At 38.5% G+C, this 22,197-nt stretch carries 21 protein-coding genes; 13 read left to right on the forward strand and 8 right to left on the reverse strand.

Annotated elements, in window-relative coordinates:
* Window positions 1-107 precede the first annotated feature (107 nt).
* Both QUE09_RS01545 and QUE09_RS17580 read left to right on the forward strand, forming a co-directional pair.
* On the forward strand, window positions 108-842 hold the full coding sequence (locus tag QUE09_RS01545; RefSeq protein WP_350226386.1) for an NAD(P)/FAD-dependent oxidoreductase: 735 nt from the start codon (window positions 108-110) through the stop codon (window positions 840-842).
* 8 nt (window positions 843-850) lie between these two features.
* Window positions 851-1,207, forward strand: a complete 357-nt coding sequence (locus QUE09_RS17580) for an FAD-dependent oxidoreductase (protein ID WP_350226387.1) — start codon at window positions 851-853, stop codon at window positions 1,205-1,207.
* A gap of 120 nt (window positions 1,208-1,327) precedes the next feature.
* Here the strand turns inward: QUE09_RS17580 and QUE09_RS01550 are convergent, their stop codons facing one another.
* The 6 genes from QUE09_RS01550 to QUE09_RS01575 form a co-directional block, all read right to left on the reverse strand.
* Window positions 1,328-2,209, reverse strand: coding sequence for a DUF2092 domain-containing protein (locus QUE09_RS01550; protein WP_286234446.1), 882 nt, complete (start codon window positions 2,207-2,209; stop codon window positions 1,328-1,330).
* Complete coding sequence (locus QUE09_RS01555; RefSeq protein ID WP_286234447.1) at window positions 2,193-2,759, reverse strand: RNA polymerase sigma factor; 567 nt, start codon at window positions 2,757-2,759, stop codon at window positions 2,193-2,195. Before QUE09_RS01555 ends, QUE09_RS01550 begins: the two co-directional genes overlap by 17 nt.
* 459 nt (window positions 2,760-3,218) lie before the next feature.
* On the reverse strand, window positions 3,219-3,980 hold the full coding sequence (locus tag QUE09_RS01560; protein WP_286234448.1) for a LytR/AlgR family response regulator transcription factor: 762 nt from the start codon (window positions 3,978-3,980) through the stop codon (window positions 3,219-3,221).
* Window positions 3,973-5,073, reverse strand: a complete 1,101-nt coding sequence (locus QUE09_RS01565; RefSeq protein WP_286234449.1) for a sensor histidine kinase — start codon at window positions 5,071-5,073, stop codon at window positions 3,973-3,975. The genes QUE09_RS01560 and QUE09_RS01565 overlap by 8 nt, the downstream gene beginning before the upstream one ends.
* Before the next feature lie 143 nt (window positions 5,074-5,216).
* Window positions 5,217-5,588 carry a hypothetical protein gene (locus QUE09_RS01570; protein ID WP_286234450.1) on the reverse strand — a complete coding sequence of 124 codons (372 nt, stop codon included), beginning with the start codon at window positions 5,586-5,588 and terminating at the stop codon, window positions 5,217-5,219.
* Window positions 5,589-5,775: 187 nt separating this feature from the next.
* The gene (locus QUE09_RS01575) at window positions 5,776-6,357 is read right to left on the reverse strand and encodes a CPBP family intramembrane glutamic endopeptidase (protein WP_286234451.1); all 582 of its coding nucleotides are present in this window, start codon (window positions 6,355-6,357) and stop codon (window positions 5,776-5,778) included.
* 226 nt (window positions 6,358-6,583) lie between these two features.
* Here QUE09_RS01575 and QUE09_RS01580 point away from each other — a divergent pair, with 226 nt between their 5' ends.
* From QUE09_RS01580 to QUE09_RS01595, 4 genes are all read left to right on the forward strand, one after another.
* Window positions 6,584-7,063 (forward strand): hypothetical protein, encoded by a 480-nt coding sequence (locus tag QUE09_RS01580; protein WP_286234452.1) that lies wholly within the window; start codon window positions 6,584-6,586, stop codon window positions 7,061-7,063.
* A 151-nt stretch (window positions 7,064-7,214) separates the two neighbouring features.
* Window positions 7,215-9,005 (forward strand): assimilatory sulfite reductase (NADPH) flavoprotein subunit, encoded by a 1,791-nt coding sequence (locus tag QUE09_RS01585; RefSeq protein WP_286234453.1) that lies wholly within the window; start codon window positions 7,215-7,217, stop codon window positions 9,003-9,005.
* Window positions 9,005-10,738 (forward strand): assimilatory sulfite reductase (NADPH) hemoprotein subunit, encoded by a 1,734-nt coding sequence (cysI, locus tag QUE09_RS01590; RefSeq protein WP_286234454.1) that lies wholly within the window; start codon window positions 9,005-9,007, stop codon window positions 10,736-10,738. The genes QUE09_RS01585 and cysI overlap by 1 nt, the downstream gene beginning before the upstream one ends.
* On the forward strand, window positions 10,731-11,492 hold the full coding sequence (locus QUE09_RS01595) for a phosphoadenylyl-sulfate reductase (RefSeq protein WP_286234455.1): 762 nt from the start codon (window positions 10,731-10,733) through the stop codon (window positions 11,490-11,492). Before cysI ends, QUE09_RS01595 begins: the two co-directional genes overlap by 8 nt.
* Window positions 11,493-11,573: 81 nt before the next feature.
* Here QUE09_RS01595 and QUE09_RS01600 read toward each other — a convergent pair whose 3' ends face one another.
* Window positions 11,574-12,473: a TIGR03899 family protein gene (locus tag QUE09_RS01600; RefSeq protein ID WP_286234456.1), complete on the reverse strand. Its 900-nt coding sequence runs from the start codon at window positions 12,471-12,473 to the stop codon at window positions 11,574-11,576.
* Between the two features lie 342 nt (window positions 12,474-12,815).
* On the opposite strand from QUE09_RS01600, the gene QUE09_RS01605 reads away from it, so the two are divergent.
* Window positions 12,816-15,038, forward strand: coding sequence for a bifunctional diguanylate cyclase/phosphodiesterase (locus tag QUE09_RS01605; RefSeq protein WP_286234457.1), 2,223 nt, complete (start codon window positions 12,816-12,818; stop codon window positions 15,036-15,038).
* 50 nt (window positions 15,039-15,088) lie between these two features.
* On the opposite strand, the gene QUE09_RS01610 is transcribed toward QUE09_RS01605, so the two are convergent.
* Window positions 15,089-16,267 (reverse strand): MFS transporter, encoded by a 1,179-nt coding sequence (locus QUE09_RS01610; protein WP_286234458.1) that lies wholly within the window; start codon window positions 16,265-16,267, stop codon window positions 15,089-15,091.
* Window positions 16,268-16,450: 183 nt separating this feature from the next.
* Here QUE09_RS01610 and QUE09_RS01615 point away from each other — a divergent pair, with 183 nt between their 5' ends.
* The 6 genes from QUE09_RS01615 to QUE09_RS01640 are packed head-to-tail and all read left to right on the forward strand — an operon-like array spanning window position 16,451 to window position 22,177.
* A complete protein-coding gene (locus QUE09_RS01615) occupies window positions 16,451-17,131 on the forward strand; it encodes an ABC transporter ATP-binding protein (protein WP_286234459.1) in 681 nt (226 codons plus the stop codon).
* Entirely contained in the window at window positions 17,119-18,075 is a 957-nt protein-coding gene (locus QUE09_RS01620) for an HlyD family secretion protein (protein ID WP_286234460.1), read from the forward strand. The genes QUE09_RS01615 and QUE09_RS01620 overlap by 13 nt, the downstream gene beginning before the upstream one ends.
* Window positions 18,072-19,079 (forward strand): HlyD family secretion protein, encoded by a 1,008-nt coding sequence (locus tag QUE09_RS01625; protein WP_286234461.1) that lies wholly within the window; start codon window positions 18,072-18,074, stop codon window positions 19,077-19,079. Before QUE09_RS01620 ends, QUE09_RS01625 begins: the two co-directional genes overlap by 4 nt.
* 2 nt (window positions 19,080-19,081) lie before the next feature.
* The gene (locus QUE09_RS01630; RefSeq protein ID WP_286234462.1) at window positions 19,082-20,269 is read left to right on the forward strand and encodes an efflux RND transporter periplasmic adaptor subunit; all 1,188 of its coding nucleotides are present in this window, start codon (window positions 19,082-19,084) and stop codon (window positions 20,267-20,269) included.
* Window positions 20,269-21,504, forward strand: coding sequence for an ABC transporter permease (locus tag QUE09_RS01635; RefSeq protein ID WP_286234463.1), 1,236 nt, complete (start codon window positions 20,269-20,271; stop codon window positions 21,502-21,504). The genes QUE09_RS01630 and QUE09_RS01635 overlap by 1 nt, the downstream gene beginning before the upstream one ends.
* Entirely contained in the window at window positions 21,497-22,177 is a 681-nt protein-coding gene (locus QUE09_RS01640) for a lysoplasmalogenase (RefSeq protein ID WP_286234464.1), read from the forward strand. The genes QUE09_RS01635 and QUE09_RS01640 overlap by 8 nt, the downstream gene beginning before the upstream one ends.
* The last annotated feature ends 20 nt before the right edge of the window (window positions 22,178-22,197 follow it).

Consider the following 22,197-nt stretch of genomic DNA (forward strand, 5'->3'; position numbering starts at 1 on the left):
AGATGTAGCATATTAACTACATCGGTAGAAATTATTCATTTAATTAGCTCAAGATCTTATCATAACCTAAGATAAAGTAATGAAGCGATTTAGCGTTAGAAGGGTCAATGGAAAAATTTGATGCGGTTGTTATAGGTGCTGGCGTTGTCGGTTTAGCGATTGCTCGGGAACTAAGTGAGCAGTTTTCACATGTATTACTTATTGAGAAGAATAGTACGTTTGGTGAAGAGACAAGCAGTAGAAATAGTGAAGTAATACATGCTGGTATTTATTATCCCGAAGATAGTTTGAAGGCAAAGTTATGTGTGGAAGGGAAGCATTTGCTTTACCAATATTGCCGAGAGTCTTGTGTGCCAGTGCGGCGCATAGGTAAATTGATAGTCGCCAATGGTAATCAGGAAGAAGACGCGCTTGAGTTATTGGCGCAACAAGCGGAAAAGAATTACGTTAAAGATTTGACCTGGTTATCTAAGCGGCAGGCTCAACAATTGGAGCCGCAAGTATCAGCTAGTAGTGCCTTAATTTCGCCTTCAACAGGCATTGTAGATTCACATCAATTGATGGCAAGTTTACTATTTGATTTTGAAAAAAGAGGCGGTATTTACGTTGCACAAACAACATTATTAGCGGTAAATATGGTACATAAAGCCTATCAAATTACCCTGAATAGTGTCGGTGAACGCATGACTATTCAATCAAATATTTTAATTAATAGTGCTGGATTACAGGCGTGTGATGTCGCTAAAAAAATTGATCAATTTCCAGTAAATAACATTCCAAAAATACATTGGTGTCGAGGTCACTACTTTAGCTACAGTGGTAAAGCCCTTTTTCACGATTAATTTATCCCGTGCCACAACAGCATGGTTTAGGTATTCACGCATCATTAGATACGGCGGGGCAATTGAAGTTTGGCCCTGATACTGAATATATAACAACATTAAGTTATGACATTTCACTGACGTTACAGGACAAGTTTTATCAGGCGATCAAGGGATACTTTCCTGCTGTAATCAAACATAAGTTACAACCGTCTTATGCCGGTATTCGGCCAAAGCTACAATCAGAGCAAGAGGGCTTTAAAGATTTTCTTGTACAATCAGAAACAGAGCATGGTTATTCAGGTTTAATAAACTTATTTGGAATTGACTCTCCAGGGCTAACTTCTAGCTTAGCGTTAGCTAAATATGTTTTATCAAGAATATGAAAATGTTTATAACATCACGTATTTTTTTGTAGGCGGCGATCTTTTGGTTTTGCTATTTATAATGTGGTAAAAGCACTCTGTAAACATTATTGACTTGTTTACAGAGTGCAATGTGAACTGCTACTTATCTTCGCGTTGCATTTGCATGTAGTTTTCATCAATCTCCAATGAAAATAAATCATCATCGAGTGCAATATTAAACTCTACATCTGCTTCCATTTGAAAAGCCGCTGAATTATTTTCCATCGCGGTATTAACAATAATTTTTATCGGTAACTGGGTATTTGGATCAATCCATAACGTAACTTGCGTGCCTGATTGAGTGAACCTTAAGCCAGTGGCTGTTTTGTTATTTATTAGTTGTTCACCGAGTTCCATGACATCACCTTTGTATTGTTTTATCGCAGTAAACCAGTACAGAGGATCTTCTTTAGGAGAGCCTTCGGTTTGTTCAGGAGCAAAATTAAATGGCGTGGCAAATTTCGGTCCAGGGAAAAAGATAACGCCCTTACCTTCGTTAGCATTGATAACATTAATGGAACTAGCATTCTCACCACCTTCAACGAGCGGAACGTTTTCAATACGCACTAAACCGGGCTCACGATAGTAAACTTTAAGTCGAGAGAATACGGTATCAAATGATTTCATTTCGGAAACAAAGCGCATACTGGTAATTTTCTCTAATTGTTGAACAACTGAGGCAAATGCTACACTTGGTGGCCCGCTTAATAGCATTAGCGCGAAAATTGTTAATGTTACTGTAGCGACAGCACCACTGAGTGGAATAAGCGATATTTGTGATAACTTTTGTTTAAGCTTGGTTAATACATTACTTTTTATCATTGGCTTTGCTTTATCACTCGCCATGATCTTACCCTTTTTTTCTATGGCAGCTTCTAAGTTTACCTGCATACTTTCATCTTCAGATGAAGAAGGTGAACTTGCTTTGATTGAAGCAATGTAATGTTCTAATTCTGGGGTTAATTTATCCTGTGATTTCATAGCCTGCTCCTAAAAATTGTGACTCTCCCACGAGTTGTGAGATTTTTTGTTGAGCGCGATGCAAAGTGACGCCAACTAGGCTGGTTGAAATTCCTAATTGTTTGGCAATTTCTTGATAGGAAAACTCTTCTAAGTGTCTTAGACAAAACACATGAGCATCTTGTGTGGCCAATTCAGCTAAAGCACTTCTAAAGTTTTCAATATCTCTAGATAAAGCAATTTCGCGATAGGGATCTGTATTACGTTGAGCTTTCTCAACAGACTGAATGTCTTCGTTTAAGGAATCTTCCATAGACTCTTCAGCCTGCCTTTGTTGGCGTCTCAGCTGATCTATCGCGGCTGATGAGGCCATCGTTTTTAGGTAGGCCGGCCAGTTTTTTATGCTGTTGAATGCATTGGTTGATTTCTTAAACAACTTAATAAACACTTCCTGAGTAACATCTTCAGCTGAGTGGCTGTTGCCCAGTAAGCGATAAGTTGTATGAAACACCATGCGTCCATGTTGTTGTGCCAATTTGGCGATGGCGGCTTGATGGTTTTTGTTGTTCAACGACACTCTCCTTTTTCGCTTCTCATTAGTATGACGTCGTTAGTGGGTATTTTCTTACATAAAATTACTTAATAATTTAATGAGCATAAATAAAAGCTTACTTTTATAGTGAGAGTGATTAATTTTATCAGACTAAGGTATGCTCATATTTTACAAAATATGTTGCATAAGCATTATAAAAAAACGTTTATATGCAATAAGTTATAAATTATGATTAATAATTATTCGTAAAATACGCATATTTTGTCACTATGGTTGTGCTTAATAGAGTTGTAGCCGTTTTTAAATGGGTGCAAGTAGTCCTATTTTAGTGTCAAGAACAGTTAATTGATTCTCTTTGGACAACTGAATTCTTGATTTTGTGAGGTAGCTTGTTGAGACATAATTAATTCAATAAGCGCATTTTTTGGGGCAACATATGTTGCCCCTTTTTTTTATGGTTATTGCACAAAAAGTCGGTTATCGCTCATTCAGTAAAGTATCGAGTTTATTTTTATTTCGTCTGCTAAGAGTGAGTTGTGATTTACTTTTTAGATGTACGAGGTAGTCACCGGTATCAGTAGCTGTTAGTGCTTTTACACAATGACGACTTACGATAGAAGAACGATGAATTCGTATAAATTCTTGTGGGTTCAACTGTGTTTCAAGCATGGTTAAGGTTGCGCGATGCAGTAAGTGGTCACCATTTTTTAAGTGGATATCTGCGTAGTTCCCTGCGCCCTGGATATATTCAATATCGTTGACATCAACAATGCGAATTCGACCTGGATCTTTTACCACCAACTGCGTTTTAAAGGGCGAGTCAGCTTGTTGCTTAAGGTGAACAATAAGTTCATTAATATTTGCAAGGTTACTTACTTGGTTATTGGCAACTTGCAGCTTTGCTTTATCTAATGCTTGATAAAATCTTTCATCGTCATATGGTTTTAATAGGTAGTCAATCGCATTTAACTCAAAAGCACTGATAGCATATTGATCAAAGGCGGTGGCAAAAACAATAACCGCGTCAATTGATAATAACTCTGCCGCTTCTAAACCATTTTTACCAGGCATTTGAATGTCTAGAAAAATGATATCTGGGTGGTGAGTTTTTGCCATTTCAACCACTTGGTTACCATTTTCAGCAAAGAAAATATCACCAATATCTTGTTGATCTTTCAGTAGGTATTCGATGGTCTGTCTTGCTAATCTTTCATCATCAGCAATTAATACGTTAATCATAGTGCACCCCAATGGGTAAAGTTAAACGTGTTTCAAAATAATCATTTTCTATTTCTTTAAGGCTAAATGTATAACGATTTTTGTATATTTTATCTAACCGTTGACGACAGTTAGTTATACCAATACCAAATCCTTGATGATCATCCGTATGCGCTATTTTGTTTACTAACGTTATTGATAACTGCTCATCGTCACATGCAACCCGAAGGGTTAATTTATTTTGATTACTTTCTAATTGACTGCCATGTTGCACTGCGTTTTCGACCAAGGGTTGTAGCAACATAAATGGGATCTGACAAGCATGTAAGTTTCCCTCAAGTTGAACTTCTGTTTTAAGTTTATCTTCGAAGCGCATTTTTTGAATGGTTAAGTAGCTATCTATAAATTCAATTTCTTGTGGCAATGGGATCAGTTGATTATTTTGATTTTCGAGTACTTTTCGTAGCATCAGACTCAGTTCACTTAGGGCCTTCACCGCTTTGTTCTTCTCATCTAAGCGAATAAGGCTTGCCACCGTATTCAAGGTATTGAAAAGGAAATGTGGGTTGAGTTGTGAGCGTAATGACTGTAACTCTACTTCTACAAGTTGTTTAGCCAGTTGTTGATTTTTAACTGCGTGTTGTTTTGCACGTGTGTAATACGTAAGGGCATAGCCTGCACAAAATACGGCAAGATAAATGAGGAAATCAATATGCAACGGGCTTAATAAAAGCCGATCAAAGGCGTCTTGTATTATTTTAAACGTTACCCTGCCATGTTGAATAAGTGCAACTTGTATTACGGTTAAAAACCAATAAAGAAAAAATAGCACTATTGAAGCGATAATATTTAATATAATAAAACGCGCTAGTTGTGTTTTTTTAAATGGAATTAACTGTGTAGAAGCAAAAACAAGTGGCGCAACAAAGGCCCAATTTCCCCACCAAGGCAAGTACTCGAGCCAAATATCTGTGTAAATTGCTGGCCGCTCATAATGCAGCTGCATACGGTAATTATAGTAAGCGGCAATTGTATTTAAGACTAACCAAAATAACGCATTTGCTAAGCAAATATTTCTCGGGGGAAGTTTATTTAGTAGCGTTGATAATGGCATGGATAAATTTATCGCAATATCTAATAAGTTAACGTAATTGTTTATACATTATAGCGACCAATAATGCTTCCTTGTTTACCGTTTATCATTAATTACCTGCCACATATAACAAATACCCTATCTGTCTTAGTTAACCGCGGATATTAACTAACCCAATGACGTGCTTCTTCTAGTGATACAAATACTGCAACCTGCCAATCAATATGACGTTGACGAAACAAAGTTACATAGTACTCGGCAACTTTACGAATATGAGGTTTGTTGGCAATAAAAGCCATTTTAAGGTTTTCGTTCTTGAATGAGTGAGAAAAATCGTTAGCGACGTCAATTTGAATATCCAGTTTACTGAGTGTGACCGTATTTATGTTTAACGCATTTATAAAGACATAATCAATGGCGTCAAACCTTTCATCGTTAAAAACGGTTTCATCGGCACGCTTAACGTCGTCGAAAGTGACGGTATCTGAACAAAAATACTCTACACCTGCTTTGTCCCAATTTAATGTTATGGACATGATAAACTCGTTTATTATCAAAATTGTCGTAATACTAATTGATTGTGCGAGCCTAGCCAATCAAATGTTTAAGACATTTTTGGATTGTCCGCTAACTGGTGGAAATTCAATCTAGAATGAGCCCGCATCATATGTAAGCTTGCTCAGTTAACGAACAAGGGAGGAATAGAGAAAACGCAGTGATTGTTTACGTTGCGTTTTTGTGAAAATGTGAATTGGCTGATGTATAACAACTATGCAAGTACCAAGTTACAAGACCAGGAGCAATGATCGTTTGCAATGAAAAAAACAACAATGTTACCCAACCATTTGTTTGAATAGCGTCTCCTTGTTGAATCAACCATTGATTTCCAATGGGGCCTGCAGAAAACACGATTGCAGAAACAAGGTTCCATCCAAGATGCAAGCCAATGGGGGCATATAAAGATTTCGTTTTTGCAAATGCGTAGGCAAACATCCAACCGCCAGCGCCAGTGATTAAGAATACATAAATCATTAAAACAAGTCTGGATCCGAATACCTCATAACTGAACCAATGATAAATACCAAAGACTATTGAGCTGAAAATACAGGCTTTAATCATTCCGACATGTTTAATTAACAGGTATAGCAGCACGCCTCTAAAGAGTAACTCTTCAAAAAGTACGGCACGGAAGATCCAAAATGAACCACCTAGAAAATCTAATACACTATAGTTATTGTTGATTTGGTAGCTGATGTCTTTAAAGTGAGCTTGCCAGGTAAAATTTATAACAGCAATAGTAGCCATGAAAACTAGGCCAACGTCTAAAGGAAGCTAATTTTAGCCATCGCATCTAAGAACATATTGTTGAAAAACAACGTACAACAAAATTTATGTTTCCATATTGTTAGCGTAAACCAACAAAACAAACTTAAAGCCAATGTATTGTTTGTGCTAGTTAAGTTTGACGCGGTTAATGCGGAGGTGTTAATTTTAAAAACGGTGTAAGTTACTATTTAGCGAAGGAATATTGATGAGCAAACACTTGGGTAATGAAAGTCGATGGCAATTGCTTTTAAAACAAACACTGTCGCTTCTGGCCACTTTCTATATTAGTTATCTGTTCTTACATTTTGTTATTTTAGAACTCACTCCAATTGAAAATACGCTTGTTATAGTCGCTATCATTTGGGCAGGCCATATCTTACTCAATTCAATAACCATTGCGATAACGAAAAAGCAAACGTTCGGTGATGTTATTTTTCGTCTACAGTACAATTCGCTTACGGGAAAACAACCTTCAAGTGTTGCTGTATCGTTATTCATTCGTTCATTTATCACCACCAATGTACTTTATCTGCTTGTATGTTTGAACGTACAACTGAAGTTTTCTATGGACGTATTGTTTGGTAGCTTTTGCTTAGCGCTCTTCTTATTAATATTTCCATTTAAACGTCAAAATTTTCAAACGCTAAATCTGTTTGACTGGGTATCCGGTACAAGAGCAATGTAACGGTTTAAATAGATTCTCTAGTAGTACTTGATAGTACTGAAAAAAAGCTAGTTATTCACTTTTGGAATAAAAAAGCCTTTTCTATTCTTTTTAATTTTGAATATCTCGATCTATTCTTGTCCTATATTAGAAATGGGCGAGTTGACGATAGATGTCTGAGCAAAACTTAAATCAAACCATGCTAAGCCAAGAACAATTGAGCACGCTGAAAGAAACCATTGGTGGCTATTCTCCGTTGCAATTGGCGTGGGCTAGTGGGTATTTAGCGGCGAAAAGTGAAGGTTCCTCTGTAGCGGTTTTACCGACGGCGATTGTTCCGCAAGCTTCTGCAACCTTAACTATTTTATATGGTTCACAAACAGGCAATGCGAAAGGTGTTGCTACAAGTCTTGCTGAACAAGCGCAAGCGCAGGGGCTTACTGTTGAATGCAAAAGCATGGGCGAGTTTAAACCGAAAAGTATTAAAAATGTTACCCATTTACTCATTGTTGCCAGCACAAATGGTGAGGGTGAGCCACCTGATGACGCGATTGGTTTTCATGAATTTTTATCGTCTAAAAAAGCGCCTAAATTAGAACACTTGCATTACAGTGTATTGGCATTAGGTGACTCAAGCTACGAATTCTTTTGTCAAACGGGTAAAGACTTTGACGAGTATCTTGCCAAATTAGGGGCAAAACAAATTGCACCGCGTTTAGATTGTGACGTTGATTATGATGATGATGCAAAAGCGTGGTCGGAAGATATTTTATCAAAATCTAAAGAGCTACTTGGTGCTAGCACTTCTCAGACGAATGTTGTTGCTATGCCAACAGCCGGTGCGACCAGTCAATACACTAAACAGAATCCTTATGTTGCTGAATTAAGCGTTAGTCAAAAAATTACCGGACGAGATTCAAATAAAGATGTACGTCATATTGAAATTGATTTAGGCGAGTCAGGTATTACCTATCAAGCTGGCGATGCTTTAGGTGTGTGGTTTGAAAATGACATTTTGTTAGTTGATGAATTAATTGCAGCATTGTCATTGTCTGCTGATGAAACAATCACAGTCGCAGGTGAAGCTTATCGTTTGCAAGATGCCTTACTTACAAAGCTAGAAATTACTCAAACTGCGCCAGCGTTTATAGAGTTTTGGGCGAATATCTCAAACGATGAAGCGTTAATAAAGTTAGCAAGCGACAAAAATATTGCACGTGAATATGCAGCTAATCATCAGATTGTTGATATTGTGAAATCGGCACCGGCAAAGGTAGAAGCACAGGTCTTTGTTGATGCATTGCGTAAAATAACGCCACGTTTGTATTCTATTGCATCAAGTCAATCTGAAGTTGACGAAGAGGTACATTTGACCGTCGGCTTAGTAGAATACGAAGCCAATGGTCAAGCTCGTGCAGGCGGTGCATCGAGCTTTTTAGGTAAGCGTCTAGCAGAAGGCGGAGAAGTTAAGGTGTTTATTGAACACAATGACAATTTCCGTTTACCACCAGACGGTAATACGCCAGTTATTATGATTGGTCCAGGTACTGGTATTGCACCATTTAGAGCGTTTATGCAAGAACGTGATGCAGCAGAAGCAGAGGGTGATAACTGGTTATTCTTTGGTGATCAAACATTTACACAAGACTTTCTATATCAGTTGGAATGGCAAGGCTACTTGAAATCAGGTTTATTAACTCGTCTTGATCTAGCCTTTTCTCGTGATCAAGCTGAAAAAATATATGTACAAGATCGATTGCGTCAGCAAGCAGCTGATGTGTTCGCTTGGTTAGAACGCGGTGCTCACCTTTATATTTGTGGTGATATGAGCCGTATGGCGAAAGATGTTGAATCAGCATTACTAGACATTGTAGCTGAACAGGGTAATAAAACAGCTGAACAAGCTGAGCAATATTTAAAAGATTTACGCAACGCTAAGCGTTATCAGAAGGACGTATATTAATGACTGATACTACTCAAGCAAATGGCCCTCTAATCGTTGAAGGTAAGTTAGCAGATAACGAGCGTTTAAAAGCTGGCAGTAACTTTTTACGCGGTACCATTGAACAAGATCTAAAAGATCCAATCACTGGTGGCTTTATTGGTGATAACTTTCAGCTTATTCGTTTTCATGGGATGTATCAGCAAGATGACCGAGATATTCGTGCTGAGCGTACTAAGCAAAAGCTTGAACCACTTCATAATGTGATGCTTCGTGCTCGCATGCCTGGCGGTATTATTACACCTACACAATGGTTAGCAATTGATAAATTTGCCGAAGAAAAAACCATGTATGGTTCTATACGCTTAACGACGCGTCAAACTTTTCAGTTTCATGGTGTATTAAAACCGAATATTAAAGTGATGCATCAAACATTAAACAGTATTGGCATTGACTCTATCGCCACTGCTGGCGATGTAAACCGAAACGTTTTATGTACGACAAATCCTGTAGAGTCTGAGCTACATCAAGAAGCCTATGAATGGGCAAAAAAGATAAGTGAACACTTACTCCCTAAAACTCGCGCATACGCTGAAATCTGGTTAGATGGTGAAAAACTAGAGGGCGAGCAAGGAGAAAATACTGAAGAGCCGATTTTAGGCAGTAATTATTTACCGCGTAAATTCAAAACAACGGTTGTTATTCCACCACAAAATGATGTTGACGTTCACGCGAATGATCTTAATTTTGTTGCAATTGCAGAGCAAGGTAAGTTAATTGGCTTCAACGTACTTGTGGGTGGTGGTTTGGCGATGACTCATGGTGACAAATCTACATACCCACGAAAAGCGGACGACTTTGGCTTTGTACCTTTAGCAAACACACTTGATGTTGCTGCTGCTGTTGTAACAGTGCAACGTGATTGGGGAAATCGTGTAAATCGTAAGAATGCAAAAACGAAGTATACACTTGATCGTGTGGGAATCGACACATTTAAAGCGGAAGTTGAACGTAGAGCGGGAATTATATTCGAGCAAAGTCGACCGTATGAATTTACAGAGCGTGGCGATCGTTTAGGTTGGGTTGCTGGTATTGATGGCAAGCACCATTTAGCGCTCTTTATCGAAAATGGTCGGTTGTTAGACTATCCTGGTAAACCACTGAAAACAGGTGTTGCTGAAATTGCAAAAGTTCACAAAGGTGATTTTCGCATGACAGCTAACCAGAATTTGATCGTTGCAGGCGTGGCTGAAGAAGACAAAGCGTTGATTGAAAATATTGCTCGTGAACACGGATTATTAGACGAGAAGGTGTCAAATCAACGTAAAAATTCGATGGCATGTGTGGCGTTTCCAACATGTCCGCTTGCTATGGCCGAAGCTGAACGTTATCTACCAGGATTAATTGACGATGTTGATGCCATTCTGGCAAAGCACGGCGTTGCTGATGAGCATATTATATTGCGTGTAACGGGATGTCCTAATGGTTGTGGGCGCGCAATGCTTGCTGAGCTTGGTTTAGTGGGCAAAGGGCCGGGCAAATACAATATGCATCTAGGTGGTAATATTGCCGGTACACGTGTACCTAAAATGTATAAAGAAAACTTAGATGAACAAAATATTCTGACTGAAATAGACGGCTTAGTTGCACGTTGGGTAAATGAACGTGAGCAACATGAAGCATTTGGTGATTTCGTGATCCGTGCGGGCATTATCCAAGAAGTTAAAGTCAGTAAGCGAGACTTTCATGACTAATAACACGCAACCTGTGACGTCATCGGCGATTAATAATAAATTTCCTGCTTCTTTACCTGAACCATGGTTAAATCAGTGGAATGAATTATTGGAAAAGCAAAGTGCTACAGGACGAGTTGAATGGGCGTTAGAGAACTTACCGAGTAAGTTCGTTTTATCGTCGAGCTTTGGCATTCAATCAGCCGTAATGTTACATATGATGACGCAAGTCGATGCGAATATTCCGGTTATTCTCACTGATACAGGACATTTGTTCCCTGAAACGTATCAGTTTATCGATCAACTCACAGATAAGTTGAAATTAAATCTTCATGTCTATAGCGCTAAAGAGAGTGCTGCTTGGCAGTTAGCAAAGTACGGCGAAGAATGGGACAAAAATGAGGCCTCATTAAAAGCATATAATCGACGTAATAAGGTTGAGCCACTAGAGCGCGGATTGACCGAATTACAAGCAGGTACTTGGTTTTCTGGCATACGTAGACAACAATCAAATCATCGTGAAGGGCTTTCCGTTGTTAGTATCCTTCGAGGTCGATTTAAAGTGCACCCGATTATTGATTGGCATAATAAGGATGTACATCAGTACCTAACCAAGCATGGATTACCTTACCATCCATTATGGGATAAAGGTTATGTCAGTGTAGGTGATACACATTCTACGAGGCCATTAACATTAGGCATGGATGAAAGCGAAGTAAGATTTTCAGGTATGCAACGCGAGTGCGGTTTGCATACTGATGGTGATGGCATTTAACAGCCACTGCTTAACCCATAAAAAAAAGCCCGTTGTATATCGGGCTTTTTTTATGGGTAAGAAGATCTATTTTTAATAAGGTTACTGTACTGAAAAAAGTCCAGTAAACTCCTGCTTAACATAACCGCGATATTTAGCATCAGGCTTGTTGGCAATTAATTGCGCAAGTTCGTTACCAATAGGTGTGAACTTATAAAACGATAACAACACATTCTGTTTTGTTGATACTAAAGAAAAGGGCTCGCCATTGTAATCAAAAGTAAGTGTTTCACCTTTTTTAATAGGGGGGGTTTCCGTTTCTTGAATAAAAATTAAATGGTTATCTGCTAGGGTTAATAATTCAGCATATGATAAACCAAAAGCAGACAGGTTGATTGGATGCTGTCGGTTACCGGTAAAAAAATTAATAATCCCCGGTAGTTGTGAGGCGCCAGAAATTAAACGCATACTTTTTCGATGATTATCGCTAACAGCTAAGCTACATGCTTTAGCAAATAGCTTTGCTTCATGAATACTCATCGTACGAAACGCTTGTAATGATTTCAAAGAAAAACTACCTGGTGCCGCTATTTCTCCTGCCAGTATTTTTGCCCATAAATCTTGCATGGTTTTATTACTAATATGTTCAGCTAACTCAATAAAGCTTGCAAACCAGTCTTGATCAACACGATCAGTGACTTTGTCATCTGCACAATAATGAATAGCCCGTTGAATAATACTTTCCATATTTTGTTGCTTCCGCAATTCAGCGGTGCGCTCTCGCTTTTTACTTCTGTCTTCTAACGGCATTTGTTTTTCTATGGGGAGTAAAGAGCCGTCAATGACGAATTGCTTGGCTAAGCCAAGCAATTGCATTTGCGAGGAAAGTTGATTCTTATGTTTTGACTGTTGAGATGATTGTTCCGGTGCACTGACAATCTCAGAGGTTTTATCAACATCTAAAACAACGGGCTGTGATGAAGAAGTAGTGGTATCTTTCATTAAATGTGCCTCATTAATAGTAAAGAGCGATTGACAAAAGCAATAAAACTATCGTTAATAGTATGCACGAGAAATAATTTCTCTAAAAATACGTGAGGAAAAACTATAGTTAGTATCACTGGCACAAACAAAAATGTCTACGGCTAATTTAACGTATACAATTTGCGCTTGTTTAACAGTACATTAACATGTTGGAAAATATTGATAATTATCTAATTGTTTTGTTGAATAATCTGTCACTCACTTTTATTATGTAAGTGATAGTGAATAAAATTTACAATAATTTACTAGTGAACTATCGCTAGATTAACAGTGGTTTTATGCTGCTGGTTTGAGGAAAATATGCAGGCTTCCGAAGATACTAACGACGATTTTTTGTTTATCGATGATAGTGATGAAGACGAGATTGTAGAAGACGCCGGTAAAGATACTTGGAAAGTCTTAATTGTTGATGATGACCCAGAGATTCACTCAGTCACACAGCTTGCATTGTCTGATTTGATCGTACTCGGTAAACGTTTGGACTATATACATGCCTACTCTGGTAGGGATGCGTGTCAACTTATCGAACAACATGATGATATTGTGTTAGTGTTGCTTGATGTTGTCATGGAAACCGATGATGCGGGTTTAACGGTTGTTAAGCACATTCGTGAAACATTAGCACGTCAAGACTTACGTATTGTTCTTCGAACAGGGCAACCTGGTTACGCGCCAGAAGAAAGTGTCATTAAAGACTATGACATTAATGATTATAAAACCAAAACAGAACTCACTCGTCGTAAACTTGTTACCACTGTATATGCTGCCATTCGTTCATATCAACAAATAGATACAGTGACACAAAACCGAGAAGGCTTAGAAAAAATCGTCGAAGCCTCTGCGGAATTATTAGAACTGCACTCTGTACATGAATACGCAGAAGGCGTGCTAACAGAGCTTCAACCACTTATTGCATGTAAATCAAGTCTCTTTTGCGCTAGAGGACAAGGTATTGTTGAAGGTGCTGATGATCTAAGCTTGTATGTATTGGGTCAGTTTGGCATGTCTAGTGACTTCAAAAATCAGAAAATTGATGTGCTGTCAGATAGCGTTATTCAACAGCAAATTAAGAGCTGTTTCCAACAAAAACAACACCAGTTTAATGAAGAATATACGTGTTTGTACCTAGCCAGTGGCGGTTATCGTGCCGTTGTTTTTCTTGAACCCGAGCACGAGTTATCAGATATAGATAAACAATTGGTAGAAGTTTACCTCACGAATATTTCTGTCGGTTATGAAAACGTACATTTATTTCAAAAATTGCGAAATGCCGCATACAAAGACTGGTTAACAGAATTACCTAATCGTTTAGAGTTTGTTAACTTGCTTGATGATTTTGCGCAAAATAAAGACGCCGATCTCGTTGCAGGTTTAATCGATATTAACCATTTTAGTGATATTAACGATGGTTTAGGACAAGATCTCGGCAATCAATTGTTAATGTCGGTAACGACTAGAATGAAAACAATTGCCAATGCCTGCCAATTTGCACGTATTGGCGCAGACGTTTTTGGCATTATTGGACCGAAAAGTACTGTTAATCCAGACACTCTTAGTGAGTTGTTCAATCAACCCTTTTCTGCAGGTGAACAGCATTTACCCATCAGTGCAACATTTGGCTTTTGTGAGAAAAAAGACGCAGGCCCTCGTGGGGTTAAAGTACTGAACCAAATAAATATTGCGCTGAATCTTGCTAAGAAAAACAATCAGCAGCACTTTGCGTATTACAAGCAAGAAATGGAAGAGAAAACGCTATGGCGCTTGGGAATGATACGTCAGTTGAGAACTGATTTTGCTGATAACAGACTAGAGCTTTGGTATCAACCACAATTAAGTTTATCAACCGGAAAGGTTACAGGAGCTGAAGCTTTACTGAGGTGGCGTACAGCAGATGGTAACTTTATTTCTCCTGCCGAGTTTATACCGCTTGCAGAATATTCAGGGTTAATTATTGAAATAGGCGATTGGGTTATTAATCAAGCTTGCCAGCAAATAAAAGCCTTAGAGCATGAATCTTTTGAACAAGTAAGCATTTCGGTCAATGTATCCATTCCACAATTTAAACGGGTTAACTTTGTCGATCAAATTATTGGCTCGATTAAAAAACATCAAGTTCGTCCGCATAAACTTGAGTTAGAAATAACTGAAAATATTCTGATGGACGAACCTCAAGTTGTTGTTGATGCGCTGAAAAAGCTTAAAGCAGAAGGTATTAGTATCGCGTTAGACGACTTTGGTACTGGCTATTCGTCTTTAAGTTACTTAAAGCAATTACCACTCGATCGCTTAAAAGTGGACCGTTCATTTGTTAATGATATTACGACGCCAGGCGAGTCAATAATCGCTGATACGATTATTAACCTTGGTAAACAAATGAACCTAAAAGTGATCGCTGAAGGCATAGAAGACCAAGATCAAGAAGCGCATCTTAAAGCGCAACATTGTGATGAAGTACAAGGCTTTTATTATGCTAAACCAATGCCGTCAGTAGAGTTTCTACAATTCTTAAAAGACAATAAATAAGGGCTGAAAAGCATATAGCTAGCCCTTAGTATTGTGTCATCGAAGTTTTATTAGTTCGCTTCTTGCCATTTTAACTCTGTGCCTTGTTGTGGCTGATTTGGAATAAAATGCGAGAGCACTAAAGAACAGAAAGCAAAGCCTGCACCAATGTAAAATACCCACGATGAATTCGTTATCCAAACCAAACCTAATAAGGCAGGTATTACTACAGCTGCAATGTGATTTATAGAGAAACTTACACCAGCAGTGGCCGCTATATCTTCAGGTGCGGCTATCTTTTGGAAATAAGTTTTTATTGCAATTGCGAGTGCGAAAAATAGGTGATCAATAACATATAATGCGGCAGCAAAGGTGGCATTTTCTGCTAAGCCGTAAGCAATGAAGAGTGTAACCAATCCGCAATATTCAAACTTTAAAACGCGCCTTTCACCAATTATACCGATGAGTTTTCCTATTTTGGCGGCAAACAACCAATTAAAAATATAGTTGATCAAAAATAACGCGCTGATATCTGCAACACTATAGCCGAACTTTTCTACCATTAAAAAGCCTGCGAAAACAACGAAAATTTGCCGGCGTGCGCCACTGAAAAAGGTTAACGCATAAAATAACCAATAACGTTTTCTTAAAATAAGTCGTTTATGTTGTTCTGCGTGCAAAGGAAACTGTTTAAAAGCAATTGCTAAATAACAGGTTAACACCAATGCTAAGCCACCAAATAGTGTATAGGTAGCTTGGTAGCTCCATGAAAAATATTCCATCAACAGCCAAATACTACTGAAGGCAAGTAACGAAGCCGCTGATTTAGCAGACAAGAGTTTACCCATAAAATGTGGTGTATTCTCTTTCTTTATCCATTGCAAAGTTAGTGACTGATTGATGGTTTCGAAGTAATGAAAGCCAACTGACATCACTATTGTGGTGATATACAAGCCCATTGCCGTTGGAAAGTAACCCGTAATGGCAACCCCAAAGGCTGTTAGCCCTAACGCGAGTATGGCAAACGTCTGCTCTTTCAAAAATATCAATACGTAAATTGCTGTAAAGGCAAGAAAGCCTGGTATTTCTCGTAAGCTTTGTAAAATGCCTATTTCTTTACCCGTAAAAGCTGCTTTTTCAACGACAAAATTATTGAGCAGTGCCATCCATACTGAAAAAACTAGCGGCATGATAAAAGCCATTGCTAAGAGTAAATATTCTGGACGATTAAACTTACTTGATAATTGCATGTGGGTTCCAAGCTAAGAAAGCAGATGCCTGCTCAAAAGTAATATTTTACCGACGGTAGGTAAAAAAACGATGAAATCTTTTGCAATTTTACATTTTGTAACAAACGTTTACAATCAGTAGGGGTTATTATATTTTAGACGATGTATATTAAAAAGTTAATATATACAATGGGATATAGTTCTATGATTGCGTTAAACAACGTCACTCGCGTTTACGGAAAAGATGCTTCTGAGGTTGTTGCCCTCGATAATGTTTCATTGCAAATTGATAATAATGAGTTTGTAGCTGTTATGGGGCAGTCAGGCTCAGGCAAGTCGAGTTTAATGAATATTCTTGGTGCACTCGATACACCGACTTCTGGTGAATACTTACTCTCTGGTCAATGTATACAGCAAATGGATGACGAATCACTGTCTAGTATTCGCAATCAAAAAATAGGCTTTATTTTTCAGACCTTTCACCTATTACCTCGTTTAACCGCGTTGGAAAATGTCATTGTACCTTTGCGGTATTCGCATTACACCGAGGAGCAGGCGCTTGAAAAAGGCAAGGCAATGCTTGAGAAAGTTGGATTGACTGCTCGTGCTGATCATAAACCATTTGAAATGTCCGGTGGGCAGCGCCAACGTGTTGCTATAGCGCGAGCATTGGTGAATGAGCCGAAAGTTATTTTTGCAGATGAACCTACTGGAAACCTTGATAGTAAAACGTCATATGAAATTATGGAATTATTGGTTTCTCTACATCAACTTGGTCAAACGATAGTGTTAGTAACGCATGAAGAAGATATTGCAGCTTATGCACAACGTGTGATCAGAATGCGTGACGGTAAGATTATAGAGGATAAAAAATGCGTCGCTTAATCATCGCTTTAGCAGTACTTTGCATTACATCAACCGTAGTCGCTCAAGATAATATGTTGATATCTGGGCAAATAAAGGCAAGTGAGAGCCAAGTTTTTTATTCACCTAAAACAGATACTTGGCGAAGCCAAGTACAATGGATGCTGCCAGAAGGTGAAGTTGCAAAGGAAGGCGATGTAGTGGTTGTTTTTGATAGCGGCTCAATTCTCACTAATATCGAACAAGCAGAAACAAGCTTGATTGTCGCTGAGGATGAATTGCATCGCGTTACTTCAGAGGCTAGTCAAAACTTATTAGAAGCGCAGCACCAAGTTAAGCGCAATGCTTTATTACTTGAAAAAGCTAAAATTGATGCAGGTATTGGTGAACAATTTATCAGTCAGTTTGATTATGAGAAAAATCAGCTTAATTATGAAAAAGCATTGATTGCTCATGCAAAAGCAAAAGACAATTTAGTGCAGGTTAAGATCACCAATGATGTGAATATCACCAAGAAAAAGTTAACCATTGAAAAGCATCAACGTACGCTAACGTATAATAAATACAAGCTTAAGCAAATGAGCTTAAATGCAGAACGAGAAGGCCCGGTAATTTATGGTTCTCACCCTTGGAATGGGGAAAAGGTCTTTGTTGGTATGACTGCACAACCTTCTTGGAAAATTGCAGAAATCCCTTCTTCAAAAGGCATGTTTATAGAAGCATGGTTGCACGAAGTGGATTATAAAAAAGTATCGAAGGGAGTCACGGGAAGTCTAGTTTTCGATGCTTATCCTCAATATCAGTTTTCGGCAGCGCTCGTAAATATTTCTACGCAACCCGAAATACGAAAAGAATGGGGCGAAGATGTATATTATCGTCTTGAATTTGCGCTGAGCGAGAAACCCGACTTTTCTGTATTACCGGGCATGAGTGTACAAATTGAAATAGAAGGGGAAAACTCGTGAAGTGTTTGTACATAATAATATGCCTAGTGTTTTTGGGGGCCTGCACTGAAAACCAGACATTAACAGCTATTCAAATAGATAAAACCACACCGATCACCGCAAGTGGCGAACTTGAATCTAAAACATCTGCGTTAATCGCACCACCGTCTGTTGCCCGTATGTGGCAATATCAAATAAAAACACTTATTCCCGATAATACTAAGGTTACTGCTGGTCAATTACTGGTAGCTTTTGACGATAAGAAAGTCTCTGATCGTTTGCGAGATGAAAAAGCGAAGCTTCAGCAAGCGAAAAAAGAACTGGAAAATAAGCAGAACCGAGAGGAAGAGAAGGAACAAGAGTTAATTTTGGCGTTAGCTGAAATGCAGATGGAATTTGATAAATCTCAACGACGTATCACTATTGTAGATAATAGTCAGTCGGATAATGACCGACGTAAAGCGCAAATAGACTATACCATCGCAGAAAGTGACCTATTAATGGCAAAAAAGCGCTTGGCTTTTCATCAAAAAAACTCAGTAATGAACCTAAAACGTTTGACGGGTAAGGTTGATCGCATTACTTCAAAGGTTAATGCACTCGTTGCTGATAAAGAGAAGTTAAAAGTAAAAGCGCCTATTGACGGTATGGTTATTTATCGCGCTAATTGGCAGGGTGAAAAGCCAGCTGTGGGCGAAAATATTCAATTTGGTCAACCGATTATTGAGCTTGCTGTACTAGAAGAAATGCAGTTGTTAGCCCAAATTACTGAACCTGACAGCGGCAAGGTGAGCGAAGGGCAAGCGGTAAAAATATATTTAGATAGTGCAAATGAAGTGACATATGAAGGAACAATAGCAGAAATGGGGCGCGTATTTCGCGATAAATCTCATCAGGATAAAACGCGCGTGATAGACGCAGTTATTTCTTTAAATGACCTAAATTTAAAGGTAATGCGTCCAGGCATGAGCGCTCGAATTGAGATTCTACCAAGAACCCATACCGGTACTATGACAGGGAGTTAATGATGATTAAGAACATATTCTTCATAGCAGCGTTAACTGCTCTTATTGGCTGCAGTGAGCAAGCACATAAGCCTTTGTTATACACCGTTAAACATGACCAATTTTCTATTCAAGTACCGGCAAAAGGGGAGCTTTTTGCCGCAAAAGCGACGGTGATTAATGCGCCGATATCACGCAGTGGCTCACAAGTACTCGCTTGGTTAGCGCCTGAATATACTTTTGTAAAACAAGGAGAAATCATCGCTAAATTTGATGGTGAAGTGATGACAAAAAGTAAAGAGGCGAAATTAAATGAACTTAATATGACATTACAAGATATACAGGATAAATCTGGGCAACTTAATAAGGAGTTAACCAGTATCAACAAAGATATCGCGTTGGTTGGTGAAGAAAAGACCTTTGCCGATAAGTTCGCAATTGATGATGAACGTATTTTATCAAAGCTTGAAATACTTGAGTCTATGCAAGACAGCCAATACCTGGGGACTAAACAAAATTACCTTGAATGGAAAGAAGGTAATTTTAGCGAAAGTTCATCAGGTGAAATGAGTTTGCTAGAAATGAAAAAAACTCAACATCAAACTAATTTGAATATGTTGAAAGACAGTCTTTCAAAACTCGAAATTAAAGCACCGCATGACGGTATGATTGTTTATAAAAGTAACTGGCGAGGTGAAAAATCTCGACCTGGGCAACTGTACTGGCCTGGTCAGAAAATTGCCGAATTACCTGATATTCAAAAAATGAAAGTAAAGCTGTTTGTTGCGGAAAAAGAAGCAATAGACTTGACTGAGAATGCAGATGTTTCCTTCCTACTGAACGCTGAAGTTGATAAACGTTTTGCTGGTAAAGTAGAGAGTATTTCTGCTTATCCAAGTTCAATTACTCGTGGAGATCCACAAAAGTTCTTTGAAGTTATTGTGAAACTTACAAATCAACAGCCATCGATCTTTGTACCGGGGAGAAAAGTTACAGCAACAATAATGATCGAGCCTCCAAAAGAAAAACTTATCGTGCCATTGCAGGCAGTTTTTTCGCAAGATAATGAACAATATGTTTGGTTGTACACCAATGGCGAATTTAAAAAAGCACCAGTGCAGCTAGGCAAAACTAGCTTAAGCCATGCTGTTATAGAGCAAGGCTTACAAGCTGGACAAGAAATCTCTTTGATTGAGCGAGGCGCAAGCTAATGAAATATGTCGCAATGTTTTATGACACGTTAGCCGAACTTGCCCAACACAAGTTACGCACGTTATTAACCTTGTTAGGTATGGTATTTGGCGTTGGAGCCGTGATCGCCATGCTTAATATTGGTGAAGGTGCTGAACGTGAAGCCATGAAAATGATTGAGACAATGGGGTTGAGAAACTTAATTGTCGACAGTAAAACGTTTGAAGAACAAGAGCTAAAAGAGCAACGTAAGCATTCAGCAGGTTTGACAATTCGTGATGGTGAAATTGCGCTAGCTTCGCTACCGTTTATTGAAGCCTTTAGTGCACAAAAAGTGATTGAGACCTACACAATTTTTAGCGCTCAAGGACAATCAAAATCTGAGGCAGTAGGTGTAAGCCCGAGCTATTTTGAACTTTCTAGCTTGACCGTTGCCAATGGTCGCTTATTGACTAACCAAGATCACATTCAATACAAACAAGTGGCGGTGCTAGGGAGTAATGCAGCGAAGCAGTTGTTCCCCGAAGGTGATGCAGTAGGTCAAAATGTTAAAATTAATCACCTGTGGTTTAAAGTGGTCGGCGTTATTTTTAATCCGATGCTAAAAAAATCGGAATTTCAAGGTGTTAAGTTGGGCAATGAACAAGATCAACTTTTTATACCGTTAAACACAGCTATTTATAAGTTTAAGCGCAAAAAGCTATCAAGTGAATTATCAAGTTTGAAGTTTCAGCTGATAGAAGACGTTGAGCCAACCCTTGCCGCTCAATCCATAGAGCACTTGTTAACAAGACGCCATAATGAGGTAAATGACTTTGAAATGACGGTACCGGCACAGTTGCTAGCGCAGCAAAAACAAACGCAGCAAATCTTTAATATTGTGATGTCATGTGTTGCCGGTATTTCTTTGCTTGTCGGTGGAATAGGTATTATGAATATCATGCTTGCAACGGTATTAGAACGTACGAAAGAAATTGGTTTGTTGCGCGCCGTTGGTGCAACACAAAAAGATATTCAAATGCAGTTTATGGCGGAGAGTTTTACTATCTCTATTTTAGGAGGACTCATAGGCGTGGTTTTTGGCATTTTGTTGTCAGAAGCAATTGCATTATATTCCGACTGGGCGGTATCTTGGTCAATCACTGCTATTATGCTGTCATTTTCAATTTGTGCTTTGGTCGGTTTGACATTTGGTGTTTATCCCGCGATTAAAGCCTCTCAACTTGATCCAATTGACGCGCTACAAAGTGACTAAAGCCTCATACTTATTAGTACATAAGCTTCACTTTAAAGCCGCAGTATTCTTGTACAGTGCGTTAGCTGCTTTGTATTTAGTGTCGTTATTTGCCGCACCTTATTCGCTGCAATTTTCAGTTAAAGTGTTACCTATTATTGTGCTAGTAATTATTGCAAGACGCACGCTAGATGGAAACACAAAGCATTTGATGTCGGCTGCTTTATTTTTTTCAGGCATCGGTGATACTTTTCTCGCCCCCAGTCATTTTTACCACTTTACAATTGGCTTAGCGGCGTTTCTGTTAGCTCAGCTCATTTATTGTTACTTATTTTTTAAACAATTTGCATGGCATAACAATAAACAAAGTTCGTCTTTAATTAGCATCACGCTTGTTATCTACGCATGTGCGATGGCTGGTTTTATTGTGCCTAAAACAGGCGAACTCATGATACCTGTGATCGTTTATTTGGTGATCATTATGTTGATGGGAGTAAGCGCGATATTGTCATCATTACATTGGTTGGTCAAAGTTGGTGCAATTGTTTTTATAGCCTCTGACTCTATTCTTGCTATTGGGTTATTTAGTATAACTTTGCCAGCTTATGACTTATGGGTGATGGCAACTTACTATATTGCGCAATTTTGTATTCTCGTTGGTATGGTCAAATCTAGAGAAAAAACCGACAACTAAACACGTAATTAAAACGCTTG

Origin of the sequence: Thalassotalea sediminis (assembly GCF_030295915.1) — a bacterium.
GTDB lineage: Bacteria > Pseudomonadota > Gammaproteobacteria > Enterobacterales > Alteromonadaceae > Thalassotalea_C > Thalassotalea_C sediminis.